This window comes from Paracoccus jeotgali, assembly GCF_002865605.1.
GTDB lineage: Bacteria > Pseudomonadota > Alphaproteobacteria > Rhodobacterales > Rhodobacteraceae > Paracoccus > Paracoccus jeotgali.
Window position 1 is genome coordinate 1,232,238 of the sequence record NZ_CP025583.1, and the last position, 14,604, is coordinate 1,246,841.

Annotated in this window: 10 protein-coding genes and 2 pseudogenes; 4 read left to right on the forward strand and 8 right to left on the reverse strand. The window is 62.4% G+C overall.

Going from position 1 to position 14,604, the window contains the following annotated elements:
• Positions 1–73 precede the first annotated feature (73 nt).
• The 6 genes and pseudogenes from CYR75_RS06090 to CYR75_RS06115 all read right to left on the reverse strand — a co-directional run bounded on the left by CYR75_RS06090 (position 74) and on the right by CYR75_RS06115 (position 9,099).
• The gene (locus CYR75_RS06090) at positions 74–3,490 is read right to left on the reverse strand and encodes a DEAD/DEAH box helicase family protein (protein ID WP_101499263.1); all 3,417 of its coding nucleotides are present in this window, start codon (positions 3,488–3,490) and stop codon (positions 74–76) included.
• Positions 3,491–3,505: 15 nt separating this feature from the next.
• Complete coding sequence (locus CYR75_RS06095) at positions 3,506–4,618, reverse strand: restriction endonuclease subunit S (protein ID WP_101499264.1); 1,113 nt, start codon at positions 4,616–4,618, stop codon at positions 3,506–3,508.
• A complete protein-coding gene (locus CYR75_RS06100) occupies positions 4,618–5,553 on the reverse strand; it encodes a GIY-YIG nuclease family protein (RefSeq protein WP_101499265.1) in 936 nt (311 codons plus the stop codon). The genes CYR75_RS06095 and CYR75_RS06100 overlap by 1 nt, the downstream gene beginning before the upstream one ends.
• Positions 5,550–7,144: pseudogene (locus CYR75_RS16735) on the reverse strand (HsdM family class I SAM-dependent methyltransferase). Before CYR75_RS16735 ends, CYR75_RS06100 begins: the two are co-directional and overlap by 4 nt.
• 487 nt (positions 7,145–7,631) lie before the next feature.
• Positions 7,632–7,983: pseudogene (locus tag CYR75_RS16795) on the reverse strand (IS30 family transposase); the annotation flags it as partial.
• Positions 7,984–8,319: 336 nt separating this feature from the next.
• Complete coding sequence (locus tag CYR75_RS06115) at positions 8,320–9,099, reverse strand: class I SAM-dependent methyltransferase (protein WP_101499266.1); 780 nt, start codon at positions 9,097–9,099, stop codon at positions 8,320–8,322.
• Positions 9,100–9,206: 107 nt separating this feature from the next.
• Between CYR75_RS06115 and CYR75_RS06120 the strand changes: the two genes are divergently transcribed.
• From CYR75_RS06120 to CYR75_RS06130, 3 genes are read left to right on the forward strand one after another with little or no spacing between them, the layout of a single operon-like run.
• On the forward strand, positions 9,207–10,322 hold the full coding sequence (locus CYR75_RS06120) for an ABC transporter substrate-binding protein (protein ID WP_101499267.1): 1,116 nt from the start codon (positions 9,207–9,209) through the stop codon (positions 10,320–10,322).
• Positions 10,322–11,392: a FecCD family ABC transporter permease gene (locus CYR75_RS06125; protein WP_101499268.1), complete on the forward strand. Its 1,071-nt coding sequence runs from the start codon at positions 10,322–10,324 to the stop codon at positions 11,390–11,392. The genes CYR75_RS06120 and CYR75_RS06125 overlap by 1 nt, the downstream gene beginning before the upstream one ends.
• A complete protein-coding gene (locus CYR75_RS06130) occupies positions 11,386–12,039 on the forward strand; it encodes an ABC transporter ATP-binding protein (RefSeq protein WP_225972860.1) in 654 nt (217 codons plus the stop codon). Before CYR75_RS06125 ends, CYR75_RS06130 begins: the two co-directional genes overlap by 7 nt.
• Before the next feature lie 316 nt (positions 12,040–12,355).
• On the opposite strand, the gene CYR75_RS06135 is transcribed toward CYR75_RS06130, so the two are convergent.
• On the reverse strand, positions 12,356–13,027 hold the full coding sequence (locus CYR75_RS06135; protein ID WP_101499269.1) for an esterase-like activity of phytase family protein: 672 nt from the start codon (positions 13,025–13,027) through the stop codon (positions 12,356–12,358).
• Between the two features lie 519 nt (positions 13,028–13,546).
• Between CYR75_RS06135 and CYR75_RS06140 the strand changes: the two genes are divergently transcribed.
• Entirely contained in the window at positions 13,547–14,116 is a 570-nt protein-coding gene (locus CYR75_RS06140) for a thioredoxin family protein (RefSeq protein ID WP_101499270.1), read from the forward strand.
• On the opposite strand, the gene CYR75_RS06145 is transcribed toward CYR75_RS06140, so the two are convergent.
• The gene (locus tag CYR75_RS06145; protein ID WP_225972861.1) at positions 14,113–14,454 is read right to left on the reverse strand and encodes an arsenate reductase family protein; all 342 of its coding nucleotides are present in this window, start codon (positions 14,452–14,454) and stop codon (positions 14,113–14,115) included. The genes CYR75_RS06140 and CYR75_RS06145 overlap by 4 nt on opposite strands.
• Between the last annotated feature and the right edge of the window lie 150 nt (positions 14,455–14,604).

The window sequence follows — 14,604 nt, forward strand, 5'->3', positions numbered from 1 at the left end:
CGCAATTTTGGAGGCTGCGCAGGCGGCCATAACCTTGAACGGCACTTCATTCCCAACATGCTACGGCATTCCATTAACCGACGTCGGCAGATGCATCAGACACGACGGCCGACTGATTGATGTTCCGGATTCGCGCCAGAAACCGATCCACGTCTTGCTCGTCAAAGACACTATCGGGGCCATCGGGCATGAGGTCCGAGAATGGGCTATCGTATAACAGGCCGGGATCGATCACACCATTCCGGGTCAGGTGCTCAATGACCATGCCGACGAATTCGATTTGATCAGCCGAGGCACCGTCAGCGATGAACTCGGCGAAACACTCCTGCGCCGCCGCGCGATCGAGACCGACAATCGACCTTAGAAAGACCCCGAACCCGCCGACCTGTGCCGTCTCCGTTTTTCTTGCCACCTCGATATCGGCGTGCGATCCCACGCCCGCCTCGAGCAACATCCGCTCGAGTTCTTGGATGTCGAGGCGGGTAAGCGGCCGTCCCGATCTCAGGCGGCGAAGAGCGACGTGGTCGCCGTGCCCTGAGAGAAACTCACGGGCCTTCTTCTTGAATGCGGAAAAATCTGCCGCTGGATTGAGGGGGACGGGGGTTGCAGCCCCGAGATCATCATCGAAATCTGTATAGAGGATGCTGCGGGACGACTGGTCAATGAGATGCACGATATTGCGCAGTCTCAAGCGGGCGCGCTCGACGACAGGCACTGTCAAGCCTTCCCACCAGGTTTGGGTTAGAATTTCCTCGATGAGTTCTGCGTGTCTGGCGACGGCGGGGATGTCGACCTTTGTAGATAGCGCGACCGCGATCTCCATTACCTTCCGGCGGCAGGCCTCCATCTTCGTCGACTTACCCATAAGGCTGAGTTGAAGCTCGAACATCACGAGATCGAACCTTTTGGCCTCTTCCCCGCCGAAATCAGCTTTACTCGGCAACGCCGCCAAGCCTATCAGCTCTTCGGTGGCCTCCTCCGACAATGTGGACCATGGCGCATTTTCGGCCTGCCAGCTCTCGACAGCGCGAAGGTGACCGCGGACGACGAAGGACGAGATGTCGAGGCCCAGGACGAAGCGGCGCACGTCCGCGACAACCTCTGCGCGAACATCTTTGAGGTCTTCCAGCTCACTATCTTGCGGCTCGTCACGTGTCGAGGAAAGCGTGTCGTCGATGCCATGCGCCACCTTCAACCTTGCTTCGATCAGCCGCTCCGTCAGCGACTTCGGGACCGACGGGTCCTTGAGTTCCGGGTTCGACCCAAAGAACTCCAGGTTGCCACAGACATCAAAGATCCGGAAAGCGGTCTTGTCCGCGCCGGGGCCAAACAGATCCGGCCGCAACCGTGTTCCCCGGCCGACCATTTGCCAGAACTTGGTTTTCGACCGCACAAGCTTGAAGAAAACGAGGTTCACGACCTCGGGCACATCCACGCCTGTGTCCATCATGTCGACAGAGATGGCGATCTGTGGCTCCTTGCCCGCAACCTCAAAGGCCTCGATCAGGCTCTGGGCATAGCTCTCGCCGTGAACGATCCGCCGGGCGAAGGTCCCGCCGTAACTCGGCCAGCCCGCGTTGAAGCGCTCTTCGATGAACTTCGCATGGGGCTTGTTCGCGGCGAAGATGATCGTCTTTCCGATCTTGTCGCCGCCGGAGACGCGGATGCCGTTCTCCATGACATGGGCCACCACTTTGTCTACCGTGTCGGCGTTGAACAGATATTTGTTGATCTCGCCAGCCGTGACTTCCTTGCGCCGTCCGGTCTCACCCCAGTCAAGCTCGTCCCACTGGTCCTTTTCCTCGTCCGACAGGTCGTCGTAGCGGATGCCCTCGCGCATGAACTTGGTTGGCAGCGAAATCGGCTCGAAGGGCACGAGAAACCCGTCCTCGATCGCCTCCTCGAGGCCGTAGAAGTCCGTGGGATGCCCGGGGTCGAGATCGAAAAGCCGATAGGTATCCCGGTCAACCTCGTCCCGTGGCGTGGCTGTGAGGCCGACGAGGTAGCTGTCGAACCATTCGAAGATCGCGCGGTAACGCTTATAGACGGACCGGTGGGCCTCGTCGATGATCACCAGGTCGAAGTGGCCAGGGCCGAAACGCCGCCCGGAATGATCGGCCCGGTCGATCAGGTTCATCACCGTTGGATAGGTCGAGACGTAGACCCGACCCGTGCCAGAGGGATCGGTCACCAGGTTCACAGGCGAACTGTCGGGCATATGCGCGGCGAAAGCGTTTCGAGCCTGCCGAACAAGGCTGATACGGTCGCAAAGAAACAGGGCGCGTTTTACCAGCCCTGCGCGCACCATCATGTCTACCAGGGCGATCACCGTCCGGGTCTTGCCGGTGCCGGTTGCCATCACCAGCAAGGCCTTGCGCGAGCCTTTGTCGAAGTGCTCGGCGATGCGGGTCAGGGCGCGGGTCTGATAGGGACGCCCAGCGATCGCGGCCTTTGGTTGCTGCGAGGTCAGGGGCTTGGCGTCCTTGCGCCGGGCAATCATCTCGCCCAGCTCCTGAGCCGTCTTGAAGCCACCGAGGCGGCGGGGCGGAATGGTGCGGGCGTCGTCCCAGATCCAGTGCTCGTAGCCGTTGGTGTAGAAGATGACCGGGCGACGGCCGTGCATCTGCTCCAAGGCGTCGGCGTAGAGCTTCGCCTGCTGCTGCCCTTCGGACGGCGAGCGGCGGGTGCGCTTCGCCTCCACCACCGCCAGAGGCAGCCCGTCGGCGCCCCAGAGGACGTAGTCGGCGAAGCCGTGGCCCTGCTCGTTCGGCATCGGCTCCACCCGGTATTCCAGATCCCGGCCTTCCTTCAGATTGGTCCACCCGGACTCGGCCAGCAGAAGGTCGATCAGGCGGAGGCGAGTGGTTGCCTCGTTGTAGTCGTGCGGGTCCGCCTTCAGTTCGAGGCGTCCCTTTGCCACCTCGGCGCGCTTTGCCTTCAGCTCCTCGTCGAGGCTCGCGTATCCCGCCCGCAGGTCCTCCAGTTCCTCGTTGCGCTCTTCCAAGGCTTTCTCGGTGCTCTGGATGCGGCCGCGAGCTTCGCGGATCAGGTCGAGCCGGGCGGTCAGCGGGGCCGGGTCGAAGTTATTCGGCTCGGGCGGCTTCTGGTGGCGGGCGTAGGTGCGGCCGAACCAGTGCAGGACGTGGTGCAGTTCCTCGACCACCTGGCGCGCGCCATCGGGCTTCAGGGTCGCGCCCTCGTGGGCGGACTTGTTGCGGACGAGGTTAATGAAGCGGGCCTTGGCGTGGACCTTCTGGTCCATGATGCCGCGCAGGTCGGGGTCGTTGATCATCCGGCTCGCGCCGGTTTGGGCGAGGGGCGTCAGGCCCGCGTCGTGGGCGAAGGCCCAGCCGAGCGCCAGCTCCACCGCCTTGCCCGCCAGGATCGCCGCCGCCTCTGGCTCGGTCATCGCCAGCCGTTCGGCCGAGATCGCCGCGGCGTGGACGGCGGGAAAGTCGGGTTCGAGATGGGCGAAGTTGCTGGCAGTCATTGCGGGGTTCCGGGGTCAGAGCTCTCCGGCGAAGGCGCGGGATTGGAGGGAAGCGAAGAGGGCTTCAATTTCTTGTAATTGATCCTGCAATAGAACGCGCTGCTCCTCAATTCCATTGAGAGACCGCTCGAAAATCAGCTGCTTTGATTTGTCGGGAACCTTGATGCTTACCGCCGTCAAAGATTGTCGGGTTATCTGAGGTTGAGCTGTGCCCGTGATTGCATCATTCACTCCGCGGACACGAAGAGCGTGCGCCAGAAACTGAAGGCCGATCCGGCTTCCATCAGGATCATCGAGCGCCATCGCGTTGCCGGTGACATACGATTTTGGTTCGCAAATATTGATCGTTCCGCAGGTCGCGCCCCTGCACGTGATCAGAACAGTCGGGTTCTCGTGATTGTAGGTCGAGTAGAAACCGATTTTTCCATTCGCCCCATAGACAGGATAGCCGGACGCTGTAAGTTCCGTTCCCTTGATCGTCTTCCACTGCTTGGGTCGACACAGGTCGTGGAGTGGGACTTCGGGTATATCCTCGGAATCCCCGAACATCTTCGCGAAGATTGCGCCCGGGAGGGTGTCGAGCAGGGCGAGGGCCTCGCGGCGGCGGCGGCGCAGGGCGTCGGCCGCATCCAGTATCCCCGCAATCCGCCGTTGCTCCTCGAGGGGCGGGAGGGGGATCTGGTATTCATCGATGTCCTCATTGCGGAGGTTGTTGATGTTTGCCCCTGCCGCCCGTCTCTCCACATGGCGACGGTAGTCCGCTGTGCGGAATGCGTGGGAGAAATATCTGGGATCGACCTTGGATGTGTCGGGGCGAATTGCCTTGCAGAAAGCGCCGAACGTTACACGAAGCCCACCACCGAAAGGAGCGGACTTTCCGACGACCTTTAGACTGCCACTGGATGCGGCGATCACCACGTCATGCTCCAGAAGCATCTGCTTACGGCTTACCTTAGCAGATGGGACATAAACAACATCCTCGAGAACAATGCCGTCATCCGTGATGTTGTTGGCCCGCAGAAGCATTTCATAGTCATCGATCACCTCTGCACGCACATCAGCCTTACTGTAGGTCACGCCGCGGATTTGCTGACTGATCTCTCCGAGAGGCACCATCGCTGCGATCATTACGCCGACTCCTGCTTCGCTGCCTGCGCCTGCTGCCAGTCGTGGTAGGTCTGGCTCGCGCCCTTCACCTTCCACTCCAGCCGTCCGTTGCTGTTGCGGTCCAGCACGACCGCGGCCGCCGCCGAGGGGCTGGAGAAGGACCAGGGCTTTGCAAAGCGCAGCTTGCCCGTGCCGGCCGGCGTCTCCTGCGGCACCAGCACGCCGTCGGCGATCAGCTTCTCCTTCAGCCCGCCATAGCTCTGCTGAACGTATCCCATGTCGGTCAGCGCCTCGGATCCCTCCAGCACGACGAACTCGCCATCCTCTTCAACCGCCGTCGCCTTCACGCCGCTCTTGTGCCGGATCTCGAACTGCACCTCGTTCGAAACGCTGGGCGAGGTCGGGCTGGCCTTGGCGCTGATGGCCTTGGGTTGCGGCTTCAGCATGCCGAGCCCGATCACGGGCAAGATGATCCGCAGACTAGTGAGAAACTGCTCCATGTTGGCCACGTCGGCTTCAGGCAGGCGCCGACGGCCGATGTCCGGACTCGTCCCATTGTCGAGCGTCACCCGCCCGGCCTTCGCCGTCTGTTCGATCAGCCGCGCTTCGAGATACTCGGCGTGCCCTTTCGACAGGTCGTCATCGCTGGTCGTGACGGTGATTGCCGTCTCCCAAAAGTCGCGCTTGACCGCGCTCTGCTTGATCCGCTCGGCGACGGAATTGCCCGATCCGATGTAGACGCGCGTCGTGCCTGGCGTATCGGGATCGGGGCCGGAGAGGATGTAGACGCCGGTGCGGTCCACCTCCTCCCGTGCGGTGAGTTCGCCGAAGGCCGAAGCGCCCGAGACAAAGAGCAGCCCGGTCCAGCCGTGAATCGATGCCTTGCGCAGCCCTGCGGGTTTGCCGTCCACCAGGAAAAGCTGGATGGTGCGGCCAAAGACGTCGTCGGCGCTCATTCGGCGGCCACCTTCACGGCGCTGTTGCCAAGCATCTTCTCCAGCTCCTCGAGTCCGTCGAAGATGTCCCGCTCCATCTCGCGCAGGCGGGAAAGGATCTCGCCGGGCGGCTCGTGCTCCACCGCGTCATGCTCGATTTCGCGGTAGCGGTTGAGGCTGAGGTCGTAGCCGGCGGCGGCGATCTCGTCCTTCGGCACGACGAAGCTGCGGGCGGTGCGGGGGTTGTCCTTCTCCGCCCCCTCACGCAGGTGCCAACGGGCGCGCGCGTCGGGCAGATCGTTGAGCTTCGCCTCGTCTTCGGTCAGTTCGGCCCAAGGGCCGAGCTTGTCCTCGGACACCAGCAGGTTGCGCTTGTCATCGAGGCTGAGGCCGTCAGCGTGCAGGTCGTAGAACCACACACCCTCGGTGCCGCCGGAGTCGGTGCGCTGGAAGAGCAGGATCGCGGTGGAGACCCCGGCATAGGGGCGGAAAACGCCGGCCGGAAGCTTGACCACGCCCTGAAGCTGTTGTTCCTCAACCAGGATGCGCCGCACCTCCTTGAGCGCTTTGTTGGAGCCAAAGAGCACCCCGTCGGGCACGACGACTGCCGCCCGGCCGCCACGCTTCAACAGGCGCAGGAAGAGGGCGAGGAAAAGGAGTTCGGTCTTGCGGGTGTTCACGATGCGGATGAGGTCCTTGGCCACCGCTTCAGTGTCCAAGGAGCCTGCGAAGGGCGGGTTGGCGAGGATCAGGGAGTAAGCCTCGGCCTCGTCGCCATGCTCTTGACTGAGGCTGTCCCGGTAGACGATCGACGCGTCTTCGAACCGTGCAGGGCCATGTTCATCGCCCCGAGGCGAAGCATGGTGCCGTCGAAGTCGTGACCGTGGAACATACCCGTTTCGATGTGCAGACGCGCATCTGGATCAGTCCATGCATCGGCGTCAATCTTGCGCAAATATTCGGCAGCGGCCACCAGGAAGCCGGCCGTGCCGCAGGCAGGATCGCAGATGACGTCGTCCCGGCGAGGCTCGGTCATGGCGACCATAAGCTCGATAATGTGGCGAGGCGTGCGGAATTGGCCGTTCTGGCCGGCACTGGCGACCTTGGACAGCATGTATTCGTAGAGGTCGCCCTTGGTGTCGCGGCTCTTCATCGGCAGGTCCGAGACAAGATCGACCACCTTGGCGAGAAGGCGACCTGTAGGGATTTCGTAGCGGGCGCTGGCCATGTGCTTGCGCAGGGGGGCGCCGTCCGAGCCCAGGCGCCTCAGGAACGGGATCAGGTGGTTCTCGGCCGCCTCCTGCATTTCGGCCGGCGGCAGGGTCGTGAACCGAGGCCAGCGTAGATCGGCCAGTGAACGGCCGTCGGCGCGTTTGTTGCCCGTGTCGTCGATAACCGGGATGCCGTCCAGTTCATCCGGAAAGAGATTCCGCTCCACCTCTATGCCACGCGCCCGGGCCTGCCGCTCCGCCAGGGTCTGCGCGTCGTCAAGGCCCTTGAGAAAGAGCAGAAGGGTCAACTGCTCCATGACGGTCTGCGGGTTCGATAGCCCGCCCGTCCACATCGCGTTCCAGATCGCGTCGACCTTGGACTTCAGTTCACCGGTGATCATCTCTGTCCTCGTGGTTTTTTGCCATTCTGCCCGCAATGACGAAGTTCGTCCATCGGGCTACTGTTTCAGAGAAAGGACGCTGTCATGTTATCCAAAATTTGCTGTTTCCAGTTAAGCGACATAGACAGAGTTCACTAGATCTGCATGCTCAAAATCAGGGAGGGTTGGAGATGAGTGTTCGACTTAATCTGCTGTTGTCTGAGGATCTGAATAACGAGATCGAGCTGATGGCTGCCAGGGGCCAGACGAACAAAAGTGAGATTATCAGAAGGCTCTGCAGCTGTTCCTGGCCGCCCAAGAGGGCAAAAGCCGTGGCTTGAAGCTGGGCCTGGTTGAACCGGAGACCCGGATAATGCAGACCGAGATCATCGGCCTGTGAGCGTGATAGACCTTGGCACGCCTCCAGCTAATCATAATGACAGGACCTCGGTCAGACCTGATGAGAAGCAGGAGGAGGCCGCCGGCCGCATCTTCAAGGACCTGGTCAGAAGGCCTGGTCACGGTTCGGTGCGCGTTCGCAAGGCAGTCTGAGAGCACGGCTAGACCGGAGACAAGCAAATAGCTCCCGCTTCAGCGCACCGCACCCTTGGATATAAAGAGGTTGGTAGATCGCCTTCTGGTTGATGCGCATATTTGGGTCTTCGGGGAGGTCTACCTTCAGACTCTGCGCGACCCGCACCGGGCGCAAGGCTGTGGACCAAGGATCGGCTCTGCCAGTGAATGGCCCGCCGTCGTTTCCATACCATAGCACACCTGTTGAACGCGATGCCGTCCGGCGTGGCAATGACGCCGGAAAGCCGATCGTGCGCATTGTCACGCCGGGCAGGGTTCAGCGCGACCGAAAATTGAGCTTGGACGGTGCGCACGCCCGTTGACTTTTCGACAAGAACGTCAATCGTCGAAAGCTTTGAGCTGCCATGGACCCTGCTCGGCCAAAGGGCGCTAGGGTCAGGATTTACAACCAATAGATGACGGTTGCCGCGAGGGCGATGGCCGAGAGGAAGATGAATGCCAGGGGTTGGACCTCGTGAGTCATGCCTTCTCCGATGACGGCCCTTCCAGCCTATCAGTTTTTCACGGCCCTGTGGTCCAGCCTATGGGATTCACTCCAATGTTGGGGTCAGCTCTCCGTGACATCCAACACTACACGTGCCAAGGTAGCGAAGTAGCAATCATCACTGGAACGGCCGCATAGCCGAGATGGCATAGCGGTGCTGTGTCTGGCGCTTGATGCCGTGCAGGATACCTGCGTGGCGCCCGATTGCGCGATTGATTGACCCCAGGCGGCGATCGACGATGATATCGGTGAATCCGGCCGAACGCAGCAGCGCGGCGACCGCTTCCGCGCGCGCGCCGTTCTTGAAGTGGACCCGTTCGAGGATCGACCGGTGCTGCTCGGTCAGGTCGCGGCTTTGCGAGGGCGCAGACGATGGTGCCATCCATCCTGCGATCCAGTGCAGCAGTCTTGACGGCCATCCCGCAGCTACGAAGTCGCCATCAACGATCAGCAGCCGACCGCCGGGTCGCAGGATGCGTCGCCATTCTGAAAAGGCGGCAGCTGGATCGACCAAAGTCCACACCAGATGCCGCGCAAGCAGGACCTCGTGACTGGCGTCCGGCTCCATCGTCACCTCGGCATCCGCCTGACGAAAGGCGATCTCGCGCCCGCTTTTGATGGCCTTTGTGCAGGCGATATCAAGCATTGCTTCCGACCAATCGAGCGCCGTGACGTCGTAGCCAAGATCGCAAAGCACGCCGGCCATCTCACCCGTGCCGCAGGCCAGATCCATCGCCTTTCGGCTGTGGCCGATGCCGAGGTGGCGGGTGAGCAGGCGCTGCCACGCTACGCGCTCGGTCTGCGTGGCGATCCCGTGGCCGGGCGCGGCATCGAAGCTGGCGGCGCGCGCGGACCAGTAGTCCCGGATGTCGTCGCGCAGGGTAGCGTTTGGTCTCATTGTCTCTCCGAGAGCGCATAGTGTTCCACAGATTTAGTCAATTATTGATGTTGACCAATTTAGTAAAGCATGGGAACCCAACTCCACGAAATTTTAGGATCGTCCACATGAACACACCCCTTCCGACCGCCTTCGTCGCTCTCATGGCCGCATTCCCGGCATGGGCCGAACCGCTCACCGTCACCGATATCGCTGGCCGAACCGTCGAGGTAGAGGTGCCGGCGAAGCGTGTCATTCTCGGCGAAGGGCGCCAGCTTTATGTGGTCGCGGCGCTCGACAGTGACGCGCCGTTTCAACGCGTCGTGGGCTGGCGCGATGATCTGAAGAAGAACGATCCCGGGACCTGGGCGCTTTACAAGGACAAGTGGCCCGAGGCGGACGCGCTGCCCACCTTTGGCGGCATGAAGGACGGCACCTTCGACGTCGAACAGGCGGTCACGCTGAAGCCCGACGTGGTGATGATGAATCTGGAAGCCAAGGCCTCAACTGAAGAATCGGGCGCGGTTGAAAAGCTCGCGGCGGCGGGCATTCCGGTCGTCTATATCGATTTCCGTGAAAAGCCGATGCAGAACACCGAGCCGAGCCTGAGGCTGATGGGCCAGCTGTTCGACCGCGCACAGGTCGCCGACGAGATGATCGAATTTCGCGCCGATGTCCTCTCGGATGCCGAGGATCGGCTTGCAGATGTGACGGATAGGCCGACCGTCTTCATGGAGCGTGCGGCCGGCTACTCCGACGATTGCTGCATGTCGTTCGGCAATGAGAACTTCGGTCGCATGGTCGAATTGGCAGGCGGCACCAATATGGCCAAGGACATCATCCCCGGCACGTTCGGCACTGTGAACCCTGAACAGATCATCGCCGCCAATCCTGACCAGATCGTGGTGACGGGCGGCGAATGGGAAGCGTCATCGCCCGGTGGAGCTTGGGTGGGGATGGGGCCCGGGTCTGATCCTGCCTTGGCCCGCGAAAAGCTGGCGGCACTGATGCAGCGTCCCGCTTTCACCGGCGTAAAGGCGGTTGAGGACGGTGAGGTGCACGCGATCTGGCATCAGTTCTATAACAGCCCCTATCAGTTCGCGGCGGTTCAGCAGTTGGGCAAGTGGCTGCATCCCGAAGCCTTCGCAGATGTCGATCCCGACGCGACGATGAAGGCCTTCCACGAGCGTTTCCTGCCGGTCGCGTATGAGCCGGGCCTGTTCGTCTCGCTGAGCGACCAGTAATGGTGGCGGCGGACCAGATCGGCCGCGCCGTCCCAGCCGCGGGGGCTGCACGTTATCGCGCCCTCGCGGCGCGGCGCGCCGCACTTATCGGGATGATCGTGCTGGCTTTGTTGGTATCGATCGCTTTCGACATCGCGCTCGGACCAGCAAACTACCCGCTGTCGGAGGTGATCGCGACGCTGGTGGATGCCGGTGGCGCGGATGTCCAGCAGCGGGTCGTCGTCTGGGCCATCAGGATGCCCATCGCGTTGCTGGCAGTCGTGACTGGTGCGGCGCTGTCCGTCGCCGGGGCGCAGATGCAGACGATCCTGGGCAACCCGCTGGCCAGCCCCTTCACGCTGGGTATCTCGGCGGCGGCCAGTTTCGGTGCCGCTCTGGCGATCGTGCTGGGCATCGGCCTGCCGGGCGCGCTGGTCTGGGCGGTGCCATTGAACGCATTTGTCATGGCCATGGGGGCGGCGCTTGTGATCCACTTCGCATCGTCTCTTCGCGGCGTCGCGGTCGAGACGATCATCCTGCTGGGCATCGCGCTGGTGTTCACATTCAACGCCGCGCTGGCGCTGATGCAGTTCCTTGCATCGGAGCAGGCGCTGGGGGCGGTGGTGTTCTGGACCATGGGCAGCTTGACCAAGGCGACCTGGCCAAAGGTCGCGATCATCGCGGCGGTGCTGGTCATCGTGCTGCCCCTGATGATGCGTCAGGCATGGGCGCTGACGGCCCTGCGGCTGGGCGATGACAAGGCCGCGGCGATGGGCATCAACGTGCGCCGTCTGCGGCTGCAGGTGATGCTGCTGGTCGCGCTGCTGGCGGCCGTGCCGGTCGCGTTTGTCGGCACCATCGGCTTTGTCGGGCTGGTTGGTCCGCATATCGCCCGCATGCTGGTGGGCGAGGATCAGCGCTTTTTCCTGCCCGCATCCGCACTGGCCGGGGCGACCATGTTGTCGGCCACATCCGTGTTGTCCAAGATCCTGATCCCCGGAGCGATCCTGCCCGTGGGGGTGGTCACCGCGCTGGTCGGCGTCCCGTTCTTTATCGTTCTCATCTTCACGAGCAGGAGGCGCGCATGGTGACGCTGTCCCTTCAGAATGTCGGCGCCCGCTTCGGTGGACGGCAGATCCTTTCCGGCATTACCGTGCCACCCATCGCCGGCGGCGCGTTGACGGCCGTCGTCGGGCCCAACGCGGCTGGCAAATCCACGCTATTTCGTCGCATCGCCGGCACCCTGCGGGGAGCGGGAGAGGTTCAGGTCACGGGCGCGCATCGTGGTGGCGTCTGCTATATGCCGCAGGATTCGACGGCCAACGCGGTGCTGACCGTCTATGAGAGCATCCTGCTTGCCGCACGCGGCGGGCAGGGCGGCTGGCGCGTCAGCGACGTTGAACTCGGGCGTATCGATTCGATGATGGGGCTGCTGAACATCGCGCCGCTTGCCTTTCGCAATCTGGGCGAACTGTCGGGTGGGCAGCGCCAGTTGGTATCGTTGGCGCAGGTGTTGATCCGCGATCCCGACGTCCTGCTGATGGACGAGCCGACATCGGCGCTGGACCTGCACCGCCAGATCGAGGTGCTGGAGCTGGTCGCCCAAATCGCAGGTGATACGGGTATGGTCGCCCTGGTGGCGCTGCACGACCTGAATCAGGCGATGCGCTATTGCGCTCAGACCATCGTCATTGCGGATGGGCGAGTGCGCGACGCCGGCCCCACCCAGAGGTCATAACTGCCGCGATGCTTGCCGATGTCTATGCAGTTTGCGCGCGCATCGAGTGTTGCCGCTACGGTCGACCGCAACTTATCGTCGACGGTGCCCGGCATGACGAAAACGGCCGGGACATCCGGGCGGCGTAACCGGGGGGTCAGCAGTAAGCGGAGAGCGCTCTGCCTCATCCGCGTGGGCGGGTCGCCGTCGAAAAGCTTCATTCGGGGAACGCGCCTCGACCGAGACCGCCACGAGTTCCGCGGCGCTTTAACTCCGAAAAATTAACCGACAGGCAGCGCGAACAACGCTGCCGGTCGCACTTTTGCCGTCTTGCGGCTTAGCCGGATGTGCCGTGCTGCCCGGCACTTGCTGGCGTTATCCGCAGCAACCCGAACACGCTGCACCGGCCCGAGTCGATCTTGTCGTGGCTGACGATCAGGATAAGGTCCTCCGATATCTGCGTGATACCATCGAAATCAGCGTCCATGATCCCCGGCATGCGGATGCGGGCCAGTTCGGTCGCACACATGGGATCCGCACCGCGATTGGCCGGATCAAGAACCCGCAGGAATGGAATCAGGCTGCCATCAGTCGCGGACACATCGTGTTCGATCATGGCCATGCAACCGTCGGAAAATACCTCCAGTCCCTCGATGCTGGTTGTGCCGATGTCGGTGGTGTCGAACGCCAGGGTATCGCCGTTCGCGGCATAAATGGTGTGCGTGGTTCGCACTTCAGCGGCGAGCGGCTCTTCGGGCATGGTCAGCAGGCCCAGATCGGGGTGTATCGCCAGCGCTTCAGGACCGTCCTTTACGCTTCGCTGCGCGGCGGGATCGCTCAGGGGCGCAGGAACCTGCATGTCGTCAAGCCACTTTCCATCAATTGAAAAGCGCGCGATGCGCGGGCCATGTTCGCTGACGATAGCCAGCAGAGGTGGGTCAGGGCAGGCGGCCGACGTTCGGCTCAGCGGATGTGAGCGGGAATCCGGGCCGGGCAGGGCGGTGGTGATTGCGCCTGGGTCTCAGGGGCATCTTGTCCAGGGTCTGGATAGATTTCATATCGCAACGTCGTGTCGACCTTCGAGGCATGGCTCCGCCGTTCGGAAAGGCGGCACTTTCCGGCGGAAACGTCGTGGTCAGGAAACTCCGGAGATCCGGCGGCCCGCAGCCGTTCCCATCGCTCCAAATGAGATTGAGGCGACCTTGCCGATCAGCATCCGGATGGTCAACGGATCAGGTTCGAGGCCGGATGACGGATCACAACCGCAGGCGACGGTCGGCCGCATCCCGTTAATAAATTGAAATCAGATGATTTTGTCCAGATCAAGCCGCGGGAATGGCCACTAAATGGTTGCATAATGGTCAAAAAACACCCCAAAATGGACATTATTTCAGTTGTTCGACAGCAACGCACGCAGCGTTAACGGAATATTAATAATCGGTATTATGTAACCAAAGCGCCAACCCCGGTTGCCGGACCCAGCCCTGACGGCCTATCATCGCGCTCCAACAGCAATGGAGGCAAGACCATGGCCGTCAGCACACCCGTTTGCGATTTCGGGGCCAGGATGCCCGCGTTCGCTCTGCCGGACCCGGACGGCAACGTCCACAGCAGCGACGAGATCCGCGGCGCGAATGGGACGCTGGTGATGTTCATCTGCAACCATTGTCCCTATGTGCAGGCCGTCATCGACCGGATCGTGCGCGACGCCAGCGAGTTGGCGCGCGAGCATGGCATCGGCGTGGTCGCGATCTCCAGCAATGATGTCGAGGAATATCCGCAGGACGGTCCCGAGCATATGCGGCGCGAGGCCGAGCGGCACGGCTTCACCTTTCCTTATCTCTATGACGAAAGCCAGGCCGTGGCGCGGGCCTTTGGCGCAGAATGCACGCCGGATTTCTTCGGCTATAACGCGGCGGGCGAACTGCAGTATCGTGGCCGGCTCGACGCATCTGGCCGCCAACCGGGGCCGCCGGACGCCCCGCGCGAGCTGTTTCAGGCCATGGTGCAGATCGCCCGGACTGGTGAAGGGCCGCGCGATCAGGTGCCGTCGATGGGGTGTTCGATCAAGTGGAAGGACGAGACCCCCGGCGATTAGTCTGCGCCGAGGGCGCGTTTGACATTCGCGGTCCAGCCCAGGAAATGCTGGCCGTCCGCGATGATCGCCGGGCGCTTCATCAGCGCTGGCCGCGCGGCGAGCATCTGTTCGGGGGGTGCGGCGCGGTCCTCCTCGGACATGCCGCGCCAGGTCAGGCTGGCGCGATTGACCAGCTTGTCGCCGAACGCATCCAGCATACGGCTCCATTCCTCGGGCGACGGCGTGTCGGTCTTGACGTCGTGGAACTCGATCTGCCAGCCGGCCTCGGACAGCGCCTTGCGCGCCTTCTGCACCGTCGAACAGTAATCTAGGCCGAACATTTTCAGTGACTTGGACATCACGCCTCCTAGATGAAGGGGACCAGCGGGACGTTGCAGGCGGCCAGCGCCAGCAGCGCGGAGAGAGAGAGGATAAGGCGCATTTTGCGGCTTTCGTTAAGGGCGTCGGGCCGCAGTATCGCCGCCCTGCCCCGGCGCGTCCAGCCATGC